Here is a 17,815-nt window from a genome sequence, read left to right on the forward strand (position 1 = left end):
ATAACGGCGGGTTGCCTGCATCCACCGCGGAGGGAGTCATCGTGTCGATCGCGAATGCCACACCCTTCGCTGTGGCATGTCAGGAGGCAGTGGCTGCGTTGCTCAACGCCATTGCCACCGCTGGAGAGCAACGTCGCGGGCATCTTGCTGAAGCCAAGCTGGCCGTTGAACAAGCGTCACATGACGCTCAAAGCAGTGAGCAGTGGTACCTCGCGGACCACCTGCGCCGGGGGATCAAGGAAGTTGAAGCATTCTCGCTGGACGCGGCCTAGAGGCGCAGACGGCAGTCGAGGGCCACGTAGGGGGCACAGTGTTAGAACGCATCAAGGGTGAGAAGAACGGCACCGACGGGCACTTCGCCGTCAACTCGCGAGTGCGCGTGTATCCCGACACCTCCGATGAGAGTCGCGGCGTCGTCGTGGAGGACTTCGGCGCGATGCACGCTCACGCCGTCGATATCGGGGATGAGCACTTCGCTGATCCCGCCCGACGCTGGGCCGTGATGCTCGACAACGGTGGCCTCGTATTCGTCGACAGCCACCAACTCGTCACAGAATAAGCGCGCGGCCGGGCTCCTCCCGGCCGACCTGATCGCGTCTCTGGCTGCAACCCGGTCTCGGTGAGCACGAATCGTTATCGGAAGCAACGCCTTCCGTTATGAGAAACACCGTGAAACCTCACGTAGACGCGGGTGGCACTGCCGCACCATTTTCCTACGAGCCGCGTCACTGCTTTATCGCGCGTGGCTCATCGGTCGGGGCGCGGCTGTAGGGGAGGAACGTATGCGCCAACCAACGACCGCGCTTGCGGTTTCAGTCATCTGCGCCTCCGTGGTCGGGTGCGCCACATCTATAGGCAACGCCGAGTTGGCGACGCCGACCCGAACGATGATTCCGCGTCCTCTTGTCGAGCGTGAGTTGGTGGAATTGCTGCTGAGCCCCGAACAAGTGGACGTCGCTATGGGATCCAGTGGGATGACAGTCACGAACACTCAGACCTCGATGTCTGACAACAGCCCCACCATGGCGCCGCAGGAGTGCCTCGCGGTCGACGGTGCGGCGGAGGCCCCGATCTATGCGAACAGCGGATACCGGGCCGAGCGCGATCAAAGCCTCAACAACGGCGACGACTTCACTCACTATCTCAAGCAGGCAGTCGTGTTGTTTCCCACCGTCGAGAAGGCTCGTGCATTCTTCGATGACTCCGCACAGCAGTGGCCGGTGTGCCGCAACTACACCCACACCCAGAGCGGTTCACAGTGGTCGGTCGGGAAGATCTCGATCGAAAATGACACGCTGAGCACCATTGCAACTCAACACGATGCGGGTTCTCCCGGCTGGGGGTGCGCGCGCCAACCCCGCGGACTCGGCGCCCAAGATCGCCGAGCAGATCGGTGCGATCGTGACCGCGAAAGTGGTGAAGATCTGGTGATCGCGTCGAGCGGCTGAGGGCGGGAACCCGCCCGGCGTACTGTTCGAGCGTGCACGTCGACGTGATGACGACTCCGCAGCCGCTGAACAAGATCGGCGATGTGGCGCGCCGCGTGCAGGACGCGGGGTTCTCGGGGCTGCTGTTCACCGAGACCGGACGCACGGCCTACTTGAATGCGGCGGTGGCGTCGCAAGCGGCGCCGGGACTGGAGCTGTCGACAGGAGTCGCAGTCGCCTTCCCGCGCAGTCCGTTCGTGACGGCAGCGACGGCGTGGGAGTTGCAGGAGTCGACGGGCGGGCGGTTCCGTCTCGGACTGGGAACCCAGGTACGAACCCATGTGGTGCGGCGGTACGGGATGGAGTTCGAGCGTCCGGGGCCGCGGTTGCGGGACTACGTGCGCGCGGTGAAGGCATGCTTCCACGCGTTTCGGTCCGGGAAGCTCGACCATCGCGGCGAGTTCTACGAGTTGGACTTCATCACGCCGCAGTGGAGTGCCGGCCCGATCGATGCGCCTGATCCGAAGGTCGACATCGCGGCGGTGAACCCCTGGATGTTGCGGATGGCCGGCGAGGTCGCGGACGGGATCCATGTGCATCCGCTCGGCGAACCGGGCTATATCACGCGGCATGTCGTGCCGAATGTGGCTGCAGGGGCGTCCAAGTCGGGTCGGTCGCCGTCGGATGTCGCGGTGATCGTGCCGGTGATGACCATCGTCGGCGACACCGACGAAGAGCGGGATAAAGAACGCGAACTGGTCCGTGCCAGCATGAGCTTCTACGGCAGCACACCGAACTATGCGTTCATCTGGGACGATGCCGGCTTCGAAGGTACGACGGCACGCATCCGCGAGAAGCAGAAGGCCGGCGACTACGCGGGCATGGCGGCGCAGATCACCGACGACCACATCGCGACGTTCGCGACGGAGTCGACGTGGGACGGCTTGGCGGGCGCGTTGATCGAGAAGTACGGCGGTGTCGCGTCGCGCATCGTGCTGTACAACGCTCTCGCCGACGCCGACCGGATCGACCGGTACGGCGACGTCGCGCGCCGCATCACGAGCAGCTGACTGCGCCTACACACGACTTCCCGTATCGTCCAGCACAATTGCGTGACACCCGGTCGCGCAGGTCGGCCGGCTTCATGGAGGTCCCGGTGAGATCCAAGGGCGCCGCGCCGTCTCCGTGGTCGCCGCGCGAGTGTGAGCTGCTCGGGGTGACGCTGGAACTCCTGCAGGAACACGGCTACGACCGGTTGAGCCTCGACGCGGTGGCCACGACGGCTCGCGCCAGCAAGGCCACGCTCTACCGCCGGTGGCCGACGAAGGCCGAACTCGTGTTCGCCGCGTTCGTCGAAGGCACCCGCCAAGTCGCGGTCGATCCGGACACCGGCACGCTGCGCGGCGACCTGCTGCAACTCGGCAAGCAGATCAGCGCTCACGTTGGCACCCACGCCAGCACCATCCGCGCGGTCCTCATGGAGATCTCCCGCAGCGACAAGCTGGCCGCGATGCTGCAGGAGCAGTTCCTTGACCAGCGCAAAGCACTCATGTCGAGCGTCCTCGCCCGCGCCGTCGACCGCGGCGAGATCCAAGCCTCGGCCATCACCGAGGACCTCTGGGACATGCTGCCCGGATACCTGACCTACCGCTCGGTCCTCACCGGGCGGGCGCCGTCGCGCCGCACCGTGCAGGATCTCGTCGACAACGTGCTCATCCCCAGCCTCACCCGCCACAACGGCTGACCAACCTGTCCACTGAGCGAAGACTCATACGGGTTGTGAGGAACGGTCCCGTACCGTACTGTCAATCCGGTTGATATCTGCTGAGCGATGTCACACCAGCCGTCCTCGTGTCACCGCTCGTCGAAAGGGCCAAGGATGCAGCGGGTTTCAATCGGAAACCGGTTGATGCGACGCTGGATGATCTGGGTGGCTATCGTCGTCGTCGCCTTGGCGGGATTCGCGGTGTACCGGCTCAACGGCATCTTCGGCTCGCAGGACGTCGTGTCCACCCCGAGCGGCGCGGCGAACCAGATCGTCCCCTTCAACCCGAAGCGCGTCGTCATGGAGGTGTTCGGGCCGCCGGGCACCGTCGCGACGATCACGTACACCGACGTCAATGCCCAGCCCCAGCGCGTCGACGACGCGCCGCTGCCGTGGGCTTACGACGAGACCACCACGCAGCCGGCCGTCTTCGTCAACATCTCCGCCCAGGGTGACAGCGATTCGATCGGCTGCCGGATCAAGATCGACGACGTCGTCAAAGACGAGAGAACGGCCGACGCCTTGAATGCCTTCACCTACTGCCTGGACAAGTCCGGATGAGCCAGCACCTCGCCGAGCGCCCGACGGCGACGGACCGGGTCGCGAAATGGATCCGCCGGCTGTGCGTGCCGATCGTGTTGTTCTGGGTGGCCGTCGCCGCCCTGTCGAACGTGCTCGTCCCGCAACTTGAGGCGGTCGGCGAAGAGCAAAATGTGGCGTTGAGTTCGCCGGATTCCCCGTCGCTGCAAGCGTTTCAACGCATCGGTGAGGTGTTCGACGAGTTCGACTCCGACAGCGCGGCGATGGTGGTGCTTGAGGGTGACCAGCCGCTGGGCGCCGAGGCGCACGCCTACTACGACGAGCTGGTCAAGCGGTTCAACGAGGACACTCGACATGTCCAGCACGTGCAGGACTTCTGGGGCGACCCGCTCACCGCTGCGGGTTCGCAGAGTCCCGACGGCAAAGCCGCCTACGTCCAGGTGTTCCTCTCGGGCAATCAGGGCGAGGCGCTGTCGCTGGAGTCCGTCGACGCGCTGCGCGACATCATCGCGAAAACACCGGCCCCGCCGGGGATTCACGCATACGTCGCGGGCTCGGCGGCCCAGATCGCCGACCAGTTCGAGGTGGGCAACGAGGGCACCGTGCTGGTCACGTTGTTGACCGTCGGAGTGATCGCGGCGATGCTGCTGGTCGTCTACCGGTCGATCGTCACCATGATCCTGGCGCTCGTCACGGTGCTCATCGAGATGGCCGCCGCCCGCGGGATCGTCTCGTTCCTGGCCGATGCGGGAGTCATCGGCCTGTCGACGTACTCGACGAACATCCTCACCCTGCTGGTCATCGCCGCCGGCACCGACTACGTGATCTTCCTGCTCGGCCGCTACCACGAGATGCGCAACGAAGGCATGGACCGTGAAGCCGCCTTCTACGACACGTATCGCGGAACCTCGCACGTGATCCTCGGCTCCGGACTGACCATCGCCGGCGCGGTGTTCTGCCTGTCGTTCACCCGCCTGCCGTACTTCCAGAGTCTCGGAATCCCCTCTGCGATCGGGATGCTCGTCGCGCTGGCCGCCTCGATGACACTGGCGCCCGCAGTGCTGGTGATCGGCGGACGGTTCGGACTGCTGGATCCCCAGCGCCAGACCGCCAAGCGCGGGTGGCGGCGGATCGGGACGGCGATCGTGCGGTGGCCCGGGCCGATTCTCGTCGCGACGCTGGCGCTCGCTTTCGTCGGACTGGCCGCGCTGTCGGGTTACAAGGTGAGCTACGACGTCGGCCAGTACATGCCCGACAACGCCAAGTCGAACGTCGGATACGCCGCCGCGGAACGGCACTTCTCTAAGGCGCGCCTCAATCCCGAACTGCTGATGATCGAGAGCGACCACGATCTGCGCAACCCGACCGACATGATTCTGTTGGAGCGGGTGGCCAAGGCCGTCTTCCACACCGACGGCATCGCGCAGGTGCAGTCGATCACCCGGCCGCTGGGCACGCCGCTGGACAACACGTCGATTCCGTTCCAGCTCAGTGCGAACAGCGCCGCTCAGATCAACAACCTGCCGTTCCAGCAGAACCGCGCGGCCGACCTACTCACGCAAGTGGGCGAGATCGACAAGACGATCAACATCCTGCGCAATCAGTATGCGCTGCAACAGCAGTCCAGCGCGATCACCCACGAGCAGAGCCAGGCGTTCCAGGACACGGTCGCCGTGGCGCAGGATCTGCGCGACAAGATCGCCAACTTCGACGACTTCTTCCGGCCGCTGCGCAACTACTTCTATTGGGAGCCGCACTGCTACAACATCCCGATCTGCTGGGCAATACGGTCGCTGTTCGACGCCCTCGACGGCATCAACCAGTTGACCGATCAGTTGGCCAACGTGTCGGGCAGCATCGCGAAACTCGATGAGCTGCAACCGAAGCTGCTGGCGCTGATCCCGCCGCAGATCGAATCGCAGGAGACCAACCGCGATCTGACGATGACGAACCACGCGACCACATCGGGGATCTACGACCAGACGGCGGCGGCACTGGAGAACGCGACGAAGCTGGGCGAGGCGTACAACGCGTCCGACACCGACGACTCGTTCTACCTACCGCCGGAGGCGTTCACGAACCCGGAGTTCGTCCGCGGACTGAAGCTGTTCCTGTCGCCGGACGGCAAGGCGGCGCGGATGATCGTCACGCACGACGTCGATCCGGCGACGCCGGAAGGCATCTCGCACATCGACGCGATGCGGCATTCGGCGCAGGAGGCGGTGAAGGGCACGCCGTTGGCGGGGTCGAAGATCTACATCGGCGGGACGGCGTCGACGTACAAGGACATCGCAGACATGGCGCACTACGACCTGATCATCGCCGCGATCGCGTCGATGAGCCTGATTTTGCTGATCATGATGTTCATCACGCGAAGCATTGTGGCCGCGCTGGTCATCGTCGGGACGGTGGCGTTGTCGTTGGGGGCGTCGTTCGGCCTATCGGTGTTGGTGTGGCAGCACATCGCGGGCATCGAGTTGTATTGGGTGATCTTGCCTTTGGCGGTGATCCTGCTGCTGGCGGTCGGGTCGGACTACAACCTGCTGCTGGTGTCGCGGTTCAAGGAGGAGATCCACGCCGGCATCAACACCGGCATCATCCGGTCCATGGCGGGCAGCGGGTCGGTAGTGACGGCGGCGGGCCTGGTGTTCGCGTTCACGATGGCGTCGTTCATCTTCAGCGACCTCTTGGTGCTGGGGCAGATCGGGACGACGATCGCGCTGGGTCTGCTGTTCGACACGCTGATCGTGCGATCGTTCATGACACCGTCGATGGCGGCCTTATTGGGGCGGTGGTTCTGGTGGCCGGTGGTGGTGCGCCAGCGGCCGGTGCCGCAGAAGTTCGGGGATGATGACACACGGCAGCTGTCGCTGTTCTAGGCGCGATAAGTGAGCTCGTGGATGTGACCGGTGCTCCACGCGGTGGCGTCTCCTCCGGCGGAACCTTGCTTTCCGGATAGCGAACTCTGTCCTCGGCCGAGCGGAATCTGGCTCCCAGGCGATTAGAGAAATCTCGCCTGAACACGAGGATTGCTTTCATCACCGTCACGACGCACGACGATCACCCACTCGACATCGACGCGGCCCACCGGGCTGCCGAAGCCACAGGAGAACACCATGACCACCGTTGACAACCGCCAAAACCGCCGACGCGCCACCAAAGCCGCCGTCACCACGATGCTCGTCGCCACCGCGGCGGCAATCGCCGCTGCACTCGGCGCAGGTGCCGCCCACGCTGCTGAACCGACCACCTATGTTCAGGTCGTCTACTCGCCGGCGACCGGCGCCTACGGGGAGGCCACCGGCTCCGCCAGCCCAGCCGATCTGTACAACATCGCGATGACGCAATGCCAGAACCGCGGCGGCGGCACCGACTGCCGCCTGCTCCACACCTCCGTCAACAGTTGCGCCGCTCTTGCGGTTCAGATCAAAAGCCCTGACGTATTCCGCGTTGGCGACGCCCCCACGCGCGTGCAGGCAGACTTCCGGGCTCTGCGCTCCGTTCCTAGCAGCTACATCCTCATGTCCCGCTGCTCCACCGGAGACGAGGGGATTGGATAACCGCGGTCCGCAACGCTGACTGGCAAAGCGGTCAGCTCACGCGGCGCGCTGATATTCGATCGGAATGCGGGGGGTTGCGGCCCGTCGAGACATCGTCACTCGAAGGCGTTCGACGCCGCATGTACGAGCCCGACGCGTTGCTGGCGCCGGTCAAGGAAATTCCGCCCATCCGGCCAGCACGGCGGGCGGAGTGGCGGCCAAGCCGACGGCGATGAGTCGGCGCGCGCCGACGACGTCCTTGAAGACGACGTCGAAGACCGCTGAGGTCATCCAGGTGCCGATCGGAATGGTGATCAACAGTGGATGAACCGGGTGACCGAGCCACGACCCGCGCAGCGCCCGCGCCAGACGACCACGGCCGACCAGCCGGCCGGCGAGACGAGACGCAGCGCCTGCCGACGCGTCAAGGACACGAAGACGCTCAAAGCTATTGAGGACGCGGCAGATTCATGACGGGATCTACCCCGTCGGGACTTCCCCAACCCGGTGATCTTGAAAAGCATTGCCCGATCTTGACTTTCGCGTTCGGCGAAAGCATCGCCCCGTTACTTTAGGCACACTGGTGTCACGGGTGGTCGGCGGCATATTGCCGCGAAGCGAGCACCCGCGGGCCGTCCGCCGGTGTTGTCACACGAAGGATGGTGGACGGGCAATGACAGCACGGCCGAGGATTCTCGTGCGCGAGGCCGCGCGCGACGGGATCAGCGTCCTCATCGTCGACGGAGTGCTCGACAGCAGCACCTACCTCGCTCTGCGGGACCGCATCGTCAAGGCGGCACTGGATGGCCCTCCGGCCGTAGTGGTGAACGTCAGTGCGCTACGAACGCCGACTGCGTCGGCATACGCGGTGTTCAGCAGTGCACGGTGGCAGGTCAGCCGCTGGCCCGACGTTCCGGTGCTCCTCGTGTGTGGGCATGCGACCGGTCGTGACGCACTGCGCCGCCAGGGGATAACACGCTACGTCCCGGTTTACGGCAGCCTCGACGCGGCCCTAGCTGCTTTGGATGGCATCGACGGCCGACTGCGGCAACGGCGGTGCGCAGAGTTGGCGCCCGGCCGCGAAGGCGTGAAGCATGCCCGTGAGCTGATCACCGAGTGGCTGTGGGATTGGGGCTACGCGAGCAAGATCAAAATAGCCAACGCCATAGCCACCGAACTTGTGGACAACGTCCGCGCCCACACCGACAGCGGCGTGGCGGAGCTGCGCGTCGAATCGCGCGGGTCCGAGGTGACCATCGCGGTGTCGGACCGCAGCGCTCGCTTGGCGACCCGAATCGAGAGCGCGTACGGCACGTTCCGGTTGTCCGGTCTGCACCTGGTGGCTGCTCTCGCCGACGCGTGGGGGTGCACGCCAAGCAGCAGTGGCAAAACCGTATGGGCAACTATTGCCTGATCACTGACGGACCTTGCGTCGGCATCGCTAGGCGTTCGCGACGGTTCAGGCGTGGACGATCGGCCAGAAGAGGTCGAACAGGCGCGATTCCCATCCCGCCGCGACGCGCCCCGTGCGGGCGCGCTCGGCGATATGCGCACCGACGATGGCGTCGACGAGTGTCGCGCCGTCGAGATCGGCACGGAATGATCCATCGGCCTTCGCGGCGGCGATCACTGATTCCAGTTCGGCCCGCTGGCGGGCGAGGATGCGGCGGAAGAGTTTGGTGAAGTCGGGGTCGTCGTCGGTGAGCAGGGCGGCCAGGCCGCCGAAGCCGATGCCGGCGTCGATGGCCTTGACGGCCTCTTGGATCAGCCACCGCAGTCGGTCTTCCGGTTGGGCGTCGACCGCGAGCGGTTCGGGAGTGGTGAGTCGCGATAGCGCGGCGGACAGCATGTCGCGGCGGTCGCGGTACCGGCGGTAGATGGTGGTCTTGGCGATGCCCGAGCGCGCCGTCACAGCCTCGACCGTCACCGCTTTGGGGCCCTTGGCGCGCAGCAGCGCCAAGGTGGCGTCGGCAATGCCGTCGTCGACGTCGGAACGCTGCGCCATCGACTCTCCTTCGTCACCGGGAATACGGGCGACCTCCGAAACGCTACACTATGCGTAGCGCTACGATACGCGTAGCGTTTTGGTGTTGGAGGGTGATTTTCGTGGTGAAGGCGTTGCGCAAGGTGTCTGCGACGGAGGTGGCGTATGTGTGCTTCCTGTTGACGTTCGTTGCGCTCGGGACGTTCGTGTATGCGTTGGCCGCCAGGAGCGCGGCGGTGTGGGTCCTCGGCGCCGGCTTCATCGTGTTGATGGTCGCGATGGTTGCGGGGTTCCGTATCGGCGCGCGTAAGCGGGCGGCGTCCAACGACAGCGGCATCGAGATCGAGGGCGCGAACGTCTGGGCGCGGCCGCTGCGGCGTGAGCAGATCGACCGGTATCTGCAGAGCTACCGGGGCATCAGCGAATCCCACGAGCACCTACTGCAGGCCGTCGCCACTCCCCTCGGCGAACCGTCGAAGACCATGGAGCGACAGGCGGCCTGATCATGGCTGCGCTGGTCACGGGCCGCGCTCGATTACTTGTTTGCACTCGCGAGCCAATACCATCGCTGAAGCTATGACCGACAATGCCCTGGCCGCTGCACCTGTGGGAACCCCGCCACCTGGCCTAATCTCCACCGAGGCGGAACGCCGTCGAACCTTCGCCGTGATCAGCCACCCCGACGCGGGCAAGTCCACGTTGACCGAGGCGTTGGCGTTGCACGCCCGGGCGATCACCGAGGCCGGCGCGGTGCACGGCAAGGCGGGCCGTCGGTCGACGGTGTCGGACTGGATGGAGATGGAGAAGGCCAGGGGCATCTCGATCACGTCGACGGCGTTGCAGTTCCCGTACCGCACGGCCGTCATCAATTTGCTCGACACTCCCGGCCACGCAGACTTCTCCGAGGACACCTACCGGGTGCTCACGGCCGTCGACTCGGCGGTGATGCTCATCGACGCTGCGAAAGGCCTTGAGCCGCAGACACTGAAGCTGTTTCAGGTGTGCAAGCACCGTGGGATTCCGATCATCACGGTGATCAACAAGTGGGACCGGCCGGGGCGCCACGCCCTGGAGCTGATGGACGAGATCCAGTCGCGGATCGGGTTGCGGCCCACTCCCCTGACGTGGCCGGTGGGAATCGCCGGGGACTTCAAAGGGGTGCTCGACCGCCGCACCGGAACCTTCATCAAATTCACTCGGACCGCGGGCGGTGCCACCGCGGCGCCCGAGGAGCACATCGCGGCGGCTTCTGCCCATGATGTGGCCGGCGACGATTGGGATACCGCTGTCGAGGAGTCCGAGCTGTTGTCCGCGGACGGCTCGGATTATGACCGTGAGGATTTCTTCGGCGGTGTGTCGACGCCGACGCTGTTCACGTCGGCGGCCTTGAACTTCGGGGTGAATCAGCTTCTCGATGTGCTCGTCGAATTGGCGCCGTCGCCGGGTGGAGCGGTGGATGTCGACGGGGTTCGGCGTGTGGTCGAATCGCCGTTCAGCGCTTTCGTTTTCAAGGTGCAGGCGGGGATGGACTCGGCGCATCGTGATCGGATCGCTTATGCGCGGGTGGTGTCGGGGACGTTCGAGCGCGGGGACGTGTTGACCCATGCGGCGACTGGGAAGCCGTTTGTCACGAAGTATGCGCAGTCGGTGTTCGGTCAGCAGCGGGCGACGTTGGACACGGCGTGGCCGGGTGATGTGATCGGGTTGGCGAACGCGGCGGCACTGCGACCGGGTGACACGTTGTATCGCGATGTGCCGGTGAAGTATCCGCCGATCCCGAGCTTCTCCCCCGAGCATTTCGCGGTGGCCCGGAATGTGAATCCGAGTAAGCACAAGCAGTTTCGGCGCGGGATCGAGCAGCTGGAGCAGGAGGGTGTGGTCCAGGTGTTGCGGTCGGACAGGCGCGGCGAGCAGGCGCCGGTGCTGGCCGCGGTCGGGCCGATGCAGTTTGAGGTGGCGACCCACCGGATGGCCACGGAGATCGGCGCGCCGATCTCGTTGGAGTCACTGCCGTACCAGGTCGCGCGGATCGTGGACCCTGCAGACGCCGAGTTCATGAACAAGCAGGTGTCATCGGAAGTCCTAACGCGCAGCGACGGCGTCATGCTCGTGCTGTTCTCCACCCCGTGGCGGTTGGAAGGCTTCCAACGGGACAACCCCGATGTGAAGCTTGGGTCGTTGGTGGCGGCCGAGGATTAAGGGTCGGCGACGCGATATAGCTTGGCATGCAATGCAACTGGCAACCATCGTCGCGCCGGGCTGGGCAACAGCGGTAGCGGTAGCTTCGGTGCCTGCAGTTCGTAGCGATGCATCGCTCAGCCTCGACCTGCAGTACTCGTCATCATGGGCACGATGGCGTTGGCGCGGGTAGGTCGTTTCAGCGCACCGACAACTCGAGCCTTCGCCGGACCACCTGTCGTCCCGAGGGTGTCAGCGCATGTTGACGGGCCTATGACGGGGGGGCGACGTTCACGTACTCGTCGCGCGAGAGAACGAGCGTGTTTGTGGGCGAGGAGATATCGACGTAATTATGGCCTGGGCCGTCGGTGTTTTTTATCACCGTCAGGTCGTCCACGATTTCGACCGCTTTGGTGCGGTCCAGCCGCCAGACGACACGATCTTCGCCCATTTCGATATCGGCTGCGCCGGCGTGCATAACGAACTCATGCATCATTCCGCCGTGCTCCAGCCGCGACGACCCAAGCCGCACGGCGTCGTTCAGCGCATCCGTGAAGGTGGCCACCCCCGCACCGTCCATGGCCAACAACACCACGTCGTCACCCCACATAAAATCGGGGAGGAGTTCTACGCGGATTATGTTCATGCGACTCCAGGTACACGGGCGTTGGCGATGCTGCCACGGTATCGACGAACTGTATCAACAACGGCGGACATGACGCCGACTGCTTTATCGGCCCTCACCCAAAAAACTGCCGCGCAGCTACCGGGGAGCCCCTACCTATACTTGCGAGGGTGGAGGCACCGGTCAAGCTTGATGCCGTTGGTTTGGAGTGGTTAGCCGCGACGTGCACGTGTTTGGCGGCTGAGATGACCGACACCGCTCCAGCGTCGACGGCTGGCCCGGCGTATCAGGCCACGTCGAGAACCGTGGCCATTGTTCATGCCGACGTCGTGGCGACTCGCGCACTCCTTCGTGACCGAATGATCTCCACCGCTGCCAAACTCACAGCATCAGCGGACTACTACGTTGCCGCTGACGGTAGCTCAGCGGGAGAGATCTCAGCGGTTGGTAAAACCCTAGAGGCGTAGATGGCCACCACATCGCCAGTCCCCTCGCTATCGCAGATCCGCGCGTGGGAGACCGAACATCTCGTCGATGCCGCCACTACGTGGCGCACAACGGCCGATCAGTGGCAGGGGTCCTTCTTTCAAGTGGCCAGTCACATGCCCGCACCCGGCGGCACTCCGTGGGAAGGTGCTGCCAGCGAGGCAGCGCAATCGCGTGCGAGCGCCGACGCCATGAAGGTCGACGAGTTAGCTGCAAGTCTGCGAAGCGCGTCGACGGTGGCGGGTTACGGCGCCGACGAAATCGATGCGAAACGCCAAGCGGTGCTAGAAGCAATCGAAAGTGCCGAGAGCGTGGGATTCACCGTCGGCGAAGATCTCTCCGTTACGAGTAGATACACCGACCTCACCCCCGAGGCGGAGGCGGCGCGACAGGCGCAAGCGCAGGTGTTGGCCGCCGACATCAATGCGAAAGCAACGGCACTGGCCACAGCCGACTATGAGGTCGCGGCGAAGGTCGCTTCGGCCGCTTCAGGAGTTCGCGACGTCACGTTTGGCGAGGGTCCGGGCGCTGACACCGGCGCCGACTCCACGCAAGACGAGCCGGTTGCACTCGCCGCCGGCTGGAAGCAAGGGCCTAGTGAAAATCCTGCGCCTCCACCACCGTCGCCTCCACCTCCGGTGCGGGGGCTGCCGCCTGAAGGCCTTCAGCCGCCCGTTTCCGGGACGCTGACGCCGGGACCGGCTAGTCGCCCCAGTGAGCAACGTATCGGTGGCCAGAGTCTCTGGGACGAGAAGGGTGGCGAATGGCGCTATTACCCGGGCAACAAGCATCACAACCCGCATTGGGATTACAACCCGCACAACGTTCCGAATTCACGATGGCAGAATGTTCCGATCAATAATCTCCCACCTTTGAAGGGCGGTCCGGCACCCGTTGAAGCAGCCCCGCCCCGGCCGGCGGTCCCTGTGCCCCCGCCCGCCGAGGCGCCACCGGTCCGCGGCGGCCCACCCGGTGGACTTCCGTTAGGCGGCGGTCCGCTCCCAGACGGAACCATGCCTCACCTCGTCGACCCTCCCGGACCCGACGCAGGAGGTCCCGACCTGCCGGTGATCGGCGACGGCAAACCAGACGTACCTGACGCTTGAGCGGGTGACAACGGATGGCCTACGGCGCATGACGCGCAGTGTGCCGTGAACGGGGACGTTAGTTTCCAAAACGCCGCGCGACCACCACGGTGGCGTCATCGTGGAACTGACAGCCCTAACGCATTCGGATTGTTGCGCTTGGAGTTGAGATCGAATGTTGATTCCGAGCTATCTTCGTGCCGATGCTCCGCGGTCGGAGCGACGACGAGGCGATGTCGTACTCCGAGCACCTGAAAGACGCTCGGTTCACCATTCCGAACCCGTCGCTGCTATCGCGTAACGATCGGCGACATTCACAGTTGGTCACTAATCGTCTCTGACTACGCCTTTCCTCAATAGGCTCAATTTCCTTTGAGTCGCAACGCAATTACCTAAGCAGTCGATCTTCCAGATGTCCCGGCTCGGCTCGGCGCAAATGGTCGGATCACAGCCCGGTCGTCGATACTCCATATGCCGCCTGTGCTGAGGTAAAACCGTCGAAGATCAGCTGTTCGATGAGTCCGCCACGGGAGAAACTCGTGTAGTCGAGATAGTCCTGGGCTTTCTTCGCCGCCTGCTCGTTCCAGTCAACGGTGATGTGATCGACCGCGTATACAGCGTCTTCCGTTGAGAAGTCGTCGAATTCGAGCTGTTCAATGAGTCCTTCGCGGGAGAAGGCGGTGTAGTCGAGGTAATCCTCTGCCTTGCGCAACGCGTTCTGTTGACTCGCTGGACTCAGGGGGTGCTCGAGGTCGACGTTGAGGCCGATAGCCGCATTGCTTCCTTCGGGCGTGCCGTCGGTAGCGGTCGTCGACTTTACCGACGGCGCAGGCGCGTCGATTTCGACATTTGTGGCCGCATGTGCTCCGCCCGCGGCGGCAAGACCGCCGATCGCGATGAGCGTGGCAGCGGTGCTGAGGACGTCAACAAAGTTCTTGTTCTTCATGATTCTCCTGGAGTACTGAATTCTTTCGCGCTTTGACTGACTGAAGATTGAACGGCTTGCAGTCAGACAGATCAGGGGCAGGACTCGATGCCCTTCTTTACAACACCGAAGTCGATCCTGGTGCTCTCGGTGATCGCAGCGCCAGGCGCTGGCGTCGAAGTGCAGACCACCCAATTCCGATCGTCAATCTGCACACGACCTTCACCGGTGAGATCGGTGGAACCGGTGTACCAGACGGCATCGCCAGTTAATGACTGAATCGCATCCTGCGCCCCTTGAAGGTCGCTTCCGATGAGGTCCGGCATCGTCCAGGTGTCCGCCGAGGCGGACGGTGCAATGCCAGCACCCGCAACGACAAGTGCAGTGCAAAGAGCCGCTGCGGCTGACGCTTTCAAGATCACAGCAAAGTCCCTCCCTCCAATCCGGAACGATACGGATTGCTCAGCGGGGACGCAGCAAAATTCCAAGTTTGTGCACAAGGTGTTTGAGAGCGCGATCACCCTCCGTTCAGCAACGGGGGAGGTCGAGTGTCACAGCGCGTAGCTCAGCGCCGGAGTTACGCACCGCCGAATTAGACAGCCAAAGATGGGGTAGCCCATCCGCCATGACGGAACGCAGCATGGCCGACGATTCTTCGGAGCAGGTGCCAGGCCAACAGACGGGCGAAAGCTCGGTCGCTGGCGACAAGGACGGCGGGGGCGATGACGGCGAGCGAAGCGAACAAGCCGGCTTGGGCCGAGACGCTTCGGCCGACTGACGAACCGATCAGCTACGGCTCATCGTCGGTCGCGGGTTGGGCATGACCCCCGGGAGCTACCGCCCACGCGGGATACGGCAGCCGGTCGCGGTCGGGCATCAGCGGTGCGACCGTCAGCCCTACACCGAACGCCGTGAGGTGACCGACTTCGGTGAACGTCGGCCGCACCGCCGCGTTCACCGCGAACACCGCCGCCCCACCGACTCGGATGCGCGTTCGCCAGGGCTGTCGCACGAATGCCGACAACGCGCCCGCCGCGCCCAGCACGAAGTAGCTGACGCCGACGTCGCGGGCGTTCGCCGCCCGCTGCGGCGCCCGGCCCCGCCGAATCGACCACCGCAGGAACCCCTGACCGACCAACGTCGCGATGACATGCGCCGAAAATCCGACCAAAAGCCAACGCCCCGAACGCAATCGGCGCTCGGCCGGAGCCACCACCCCGACATACACCGGGACGTACGGCCACCACCTGCGGCCGTCCAACCAGAACAGGCTCGACGCCAGCACCCGCGACGGCTCACGCGACAACCGCCGCAAATTGGTCGAGTGCTTGCGTTGCAGATCGCGCGAACCGCGCCGCCCCGCTGACCGTTGCCGTCGCGTCGTGACGAACAGGATCGCCAGCCACGCGAAGCTCAGCGGCGCCGACACCACGCCGCGCACCAACCTGTGACGGCGCAAAGAACTACGGCGACTCGAGCACCGTCGTCGCGGGCAGCTCGGCCGAACCACTGCCACTGCCGCCGATCGACGGCTCCTCGGGCACCACCGCTGCGGTGGGTTCCGGAGCAACCGGAGCAACCGGCGCTACCGGAGCGGGTGCCACCGGCTCGGGCGCCACGGCAGGCGGCGTGTAAGCGGGCGCCACGGCAGGCGGCGTGTACGCGGGCGCCTGCGACGGCGGCTCGACAGGATCAGGCTGCGGTTCCGGTTCCGGCTCGGGCTCCGGCGCGACCGTTGTCGTCGGCGTAGTCGTCGTCGGCGTGGACGTTGTCGGCGTGGACGTTGTCGTCGTCGGCGTCGTGGTCGTCGGTGTCGTGGTGGTCGTCGGCGTCGTCGTCGTGGTTGTCGGCGTCGGCCACGGCCACGTCGGCGTCGGGAACGGGTTGTACGGCGGCCACGGAACCACCGGCTGAACCGGGATCGGCACCCCCGGCACCGGAGCCGGTCCTGGCACGGGCACCTGCGGCACTGGAGCCACCGGCACGTTGTTCACCACCGGCCCGCGATTCGTCCTCACGACGTTCGGCCGCGGCGCCTCCGGCTGCGGAGACACCACCGCGACCGGCAACGCCACCGGATCCGGCTCGTGCGGCACCTGCGGCAGATACCGCCCCGGGACCGTCTCGGCCTGCTGCACCGCCGGCGCCGGCTGCGCGCTCACGTCGCTTGCCGGCCGAATGGCCACCGCGACCGTCACCGCCAGCCCCGCAAAGCTCATCACCACAAACGCCAGCGCGCTGCCCATCAGCACCGTCCTCGGCGGTGGCGGCGCGATGATCTCGGTGTACGGCGCCTCGTCGTCCTGCTCGGGAACGAACTCCTCAATCGAGTCCGCCGGCATCTCGTAGAAGTCCGGCTCATCGGCCAGCGAGTACGCCAGCTGCGGGCCCACAGCCGCGGAGTCGCCGGTCGCCGGCGCCATCTGCGTCGCGTCCGCGGCGGCGGGCGCCATCATCGTCGCGTCCCCGGCTACAGGAGCCATCTGCGTCGCGTCGACAGCAGCCGGCGCCATCATCGTCGCCGCGCCCGCGGGGAAACCAGAATCCTCGACCGTCTGCGCCGCGCCCCGCGCGATCGCAAAGCCCGCATCCGTCGGCACCTCCACCGGTGTCGTCGAATGCAGTTCGGCCGCAAGCGAATCGAGATCCAACCGCTGGCCGACGAGCATGATCCTTGTGGCCCCGTGCGCGGGCACCTGCTGCAGCACCGCCGCACACGCGACGGCCGCGCCGGCCGCGCCGATCGGCACCGACGCCAGCACCGACGTCGACTCCTCGTCCTCGCCGACCACCGTCAGCGCCACGGTGTCGTCATCGGACAACAGCAACGCGGCGTCCGCGCCGACACTGCGCGCCAGCGCCGCGGCCGCTTCGGCCTCCGCCACCACCTCGACGTTCTGCACCCCAGCGCTCAACACCGTCTGGCGCAGCGTCTCGGCTTGCGAGGGGTCGGGCAGGCACAGCCGGGTCGCGGCGACCCGGTTGCCCGACTCGGTCACGGCGCGGTAGGTGCCGACGATCGTGTCGGCCAGGTCGGTTACGCCGTCGTCGGGCAGGTCCAGCGCGTACTGGTCGAACACCTCACCGCCCGTTGCGGGCGCGCCGACCATCGCCAGGCGCGCCACCCGTCCGGTGACTGCTACCCCGAGGACTACGTCCACCGACCCACTCCTTGCCTCAACACGACCTTCACAAGTTACTCTCACGCGCCTCGCTGCTTGTGCGACCAAGCAAAAATGAGCACGCTGAGGTGCAACACCT

Annotated in this window: 19 protein-coding genes; 13 read left to right on the forward strand and 6 right to left on the reverse strand. The window is 65.3% G+C overall.

Features of this window, described 5'->3' with window-relative positions:
* Positions 1 to 41: 41 nt before the first annotated feature.
* From N4S67_RS07845 to N4S67_RS07880, 8 genes are all read left to right on the forward strand, one after another.
* Positions 42 to 272, forward strand: coding sequence for a hypothetical protein (locus N4S67_RS07845; protein WP_260992391.1), 231 nt, complete (start codon positions 42 to 44; stop codon positions 270 to 272).
* 38 nt (positions 273 to 310) lie between these two features.
* Entirely contained in the window at positions 311 to 559 is a 249-nt protein-coding gene (locus N4S67_RS07850; RefSeq protein WP_260992392.1) for a hypothetical protein, read from the forward strand.
* A gap of 415 nt (positions 560 to 974) precedes the next feature.
* Entirely contained in the window at positions 975 to 1,448 is a 474-nt protein-coding gene (locus tag N4S67_RS07855) for a sensor domain-containing protein (RefSeq protein ID WP_390893278.1), read from the forward strand.
* 32 nt (positions 1,449 to 1,480) lie between these two features.
* Positions 1,481 to 2,497, forward strand: coding sequence for a TIGR03617 family F420-dependent LLM class oxidoreductase (locus N4S67_RS07860; RefSeq protein ID WP_260992393.1), 1,017 nt, complete (start codon positions 1,481 to 1,483; stop codon positions 2,495 to 2,497).
* Between the two features lie 86 nt (positions 2,498 to 2,583).
* Entirely contained in the window at positions 2,584 to 3,171 is a 588-nt protein-coding gene (locus N4S67_RS07865; protein ID WP_390893279.1) for a TetR/AcrR family transcriptional regulator, read from the forward strand.
* 135 nt (positions 3,172 to 3,306) lie between these two features.
* Complete coding sequence (locus N4S67_RS07870; protein ID WP_260992394.1) at positions 3,307 to 3,753, forward strand: MmpS family protein; 447 nt, start codon at positions 3,307 to 3,309, stop codon at positions 3,751 to 3,753.
* On the forward strand, positions 3,750 to 6,611 hold the full coding sequence (locus tag N4S67_RS07875) for an MMPL/RND family transporter (RefSeq protein ID WP_260992395.1): 2,862 nt from the start codon (positions 3,750 to 3,752) through the stop codon (positions 6,609 to 6,611). Before N4S67_RS07870 ends, N4S67_RS07875 begins: the two co-directional genes overlap by 4 nt.
* Before the next feature lie 237 nt (positions 6,612 to 6,848).
* A complete protein-coding gene (locus N4S67_RS07880; RefSeq protein ID WP_260992396.1) occupies positions 6,849 to 7,292 on the forward strand; it encodes a DUF4189 domain-containing protein in 444 nt (147 codons plus the stop codon).
* Positions 7,293 to 7,442: 150 nt separating this feature from the next.
* Here the strand turns inward: N4S67_RS07880 and N4S67_RS28030 are convergent, their stop codons facing one another.
* Positions 7,443 to 7,589 (reverse strand): hypothetical protein, encoded by a 147-nt coding sequence (locus N4S67_RS28030; RefSeq protein ID WP_390893280.1) that lies wholly within the window; start codon positions 7,587 to 7,589, stop codon positions 7,443 to 7,445.
* A 355-nt stretch (positions 7,590 to 7,944) separates the two neighbouring features.
* On the opposite strand from N4S67_RS28030, the gene N4S67_RS07890 reads away from it, so the two are divergent.
* Positions 7,945 to 8,685: an STAS domain-containing protein gene (locus tag N4S67_RS07890; protein ID WP_260992397.1), complete on the forward strand. Its 741-nt coding sequence runs from the start codon at positions 7,945 to 7,947 to the stop codon at positions 8,683 to 8,685.
* A 45-nt stretch (positions 8,686 to 8,730) separates the two neighbouring features.
* Here N4S67_RS07890 and N4S67_RS07895 read toward each other — a convergent pair whose 3' ends face one another.
* The gene (locus tag N4S67_RS07895) at positions 8,731 to 9,276 is read right to left on the reverse strand and encodes a TetR/AcrR family transcriptional regulator (RefSeq protein WP_260992398.1); all 546 of its coding nucleotides are present in this window, start codon (positions 9,274 to 9,276) and stop codon (positions 8,731 to 8,733) included.
* Positions 9,277 to 9,368: 92 nt separating this feature from the next.
* On the opposite strand from N4S67_RS07895, the gene N4S67_RS07900 reads away from it, so the two are divergent.
* Together N4S67_RS07900 and N4S67_RS07905 are read left to right on the forward strand one after the other, a co-directional pair.
* Positions 9,369 to 9,758, forward strand: a complete 390-nt coding sequence (locus tag N4S67_RS07900) for a hypothetical protein (protein WP_260992399.1) — start codon at positions 9,369 to 9,371, stop codon at positions 9,756 to 9,758.
* A gap of 73 nt (positions 9,759 to 9,831) precedes the next feature.
* Positions 9,832 to 11,454 carry a peptide chain release factor 3 gene (locus N4S67_RS07905; RefSeq protein WP_260992400.1) on the forward strand — a complete coding sequence of 541 codons (1,623 nt, stop codon included), beginning with the start codon at positions 9,832 to 9,834 and terminating at the stop codon, positions 11,452 to 11,454.
* Positions 11,455 to 11,704: 250 nt separating this feature from the next.
* Here N4S67_RS07905 and N4S67_RS07910 read toward each other — a convergent pair whose 3' ends face one another.
* Positions 11,705 to 11,998 (reverse strand): hypothetical protein, encoded by a 294-nt coding sequence (locus N4S67_RS07910; RefSeq protein ID WP_260992401.1) that lies wholly within the window; start codon positions 11,996 to 11,998, stop codon positions 11,705 to 11,707.
* Between the two features lie 527 nt (positions 11,999 to 12,525).
* Here N4S67_RS07910 and N4S67_RS07915 point away from each other — a divergent pair.
* Positions 12,526 to 13,650 (forward strand): hypothetical protein, encoded by a 1,125-nt coding sequence (locus N4S67_RS07915; protein WP_260992402.1) that lies wholly within the window; start codon positions 12,526 to 12,528, stop codon positions 13,648 to 13,650.
* 424 nt (positions 13,651 to 14,074) lie between these two features.
* On the opposite strand, the gene N4S67_RS07920 is transcribed toward N4S67_RS07915, so the two are convergent.
* On the reverse strand, positions 14,075 to 14,749 hold the full coding sequence (locus N4S67_RS07920) for an Ltp family lipoprotein (RefSeq protein ID WP_260992403.1): 675 nt from the start codon (positions 14,747 to 14,749) through the stop codon (positions 14,075 to 14,077).
* 430 nt (positions 14,750 to 15,179) lie between these two features.
* Here N4S67_RS07920 and N4S67_RS07925 point away from each other — a divergent pair, with 430 nt between their 5' ends.
* Positions 15,180 to 15,332, forward strand: coding sequence for a hypothetical protein (locus N4S67_RS07925; RefSeq protein ID WP_260992404.1), 153 nt, complete (start codon positions 15,180 to 15,182; stop codon positions 15,330 to 15,332).
* A 12-nt stretch (positions 15,333 to 15,344) separates the two neighbouring features.
* Here the strand turns inward: N4S67_RS07925 and N4S67_RS07930 are convergent, their stop codons facing one another.
* Together N4S67_RS07930 and N4S67_RS07935 are read right to left on the reverse strand one after the other, a co-directional pair.
* Positions 15,345 to 15,986, reverse strand: a complete 642-nt coding sequence (locus N4S67_RS07930; RefSeq protein WP_260992405.1) for a rhomboid-like protein — start codon at positions 15,984 to 15,986, stop codon at positions 15,345 to 15,347.
* 31 nt (positions 15,987 to 16,017) lie between these two features.
* On the reverse strand, positions 16,018 to 17,715 hold the full coding sequence (locus tag N4S67_RS07935) for a hypothetical protein (RefSeq protein ID WP_260992406.1): 1,698 nt from the start codon (positions 17,713 to 17,715) through the stop codon (positions 16,018 to 16,020).
* Positions 17,716 to 17,815: the final 100 nt, after the last annotated feature.

The sequence above is a fragment of the Mycobacterium deserti genome (assembly GCF_025345615.1).
Taxonomy (GTDB): Bacteria; Actinomycetota; Actinomycetes; order Mycobacteriales; family Mycobacteriaceae; genus Mycobacterium; species Mycobacterium deserti.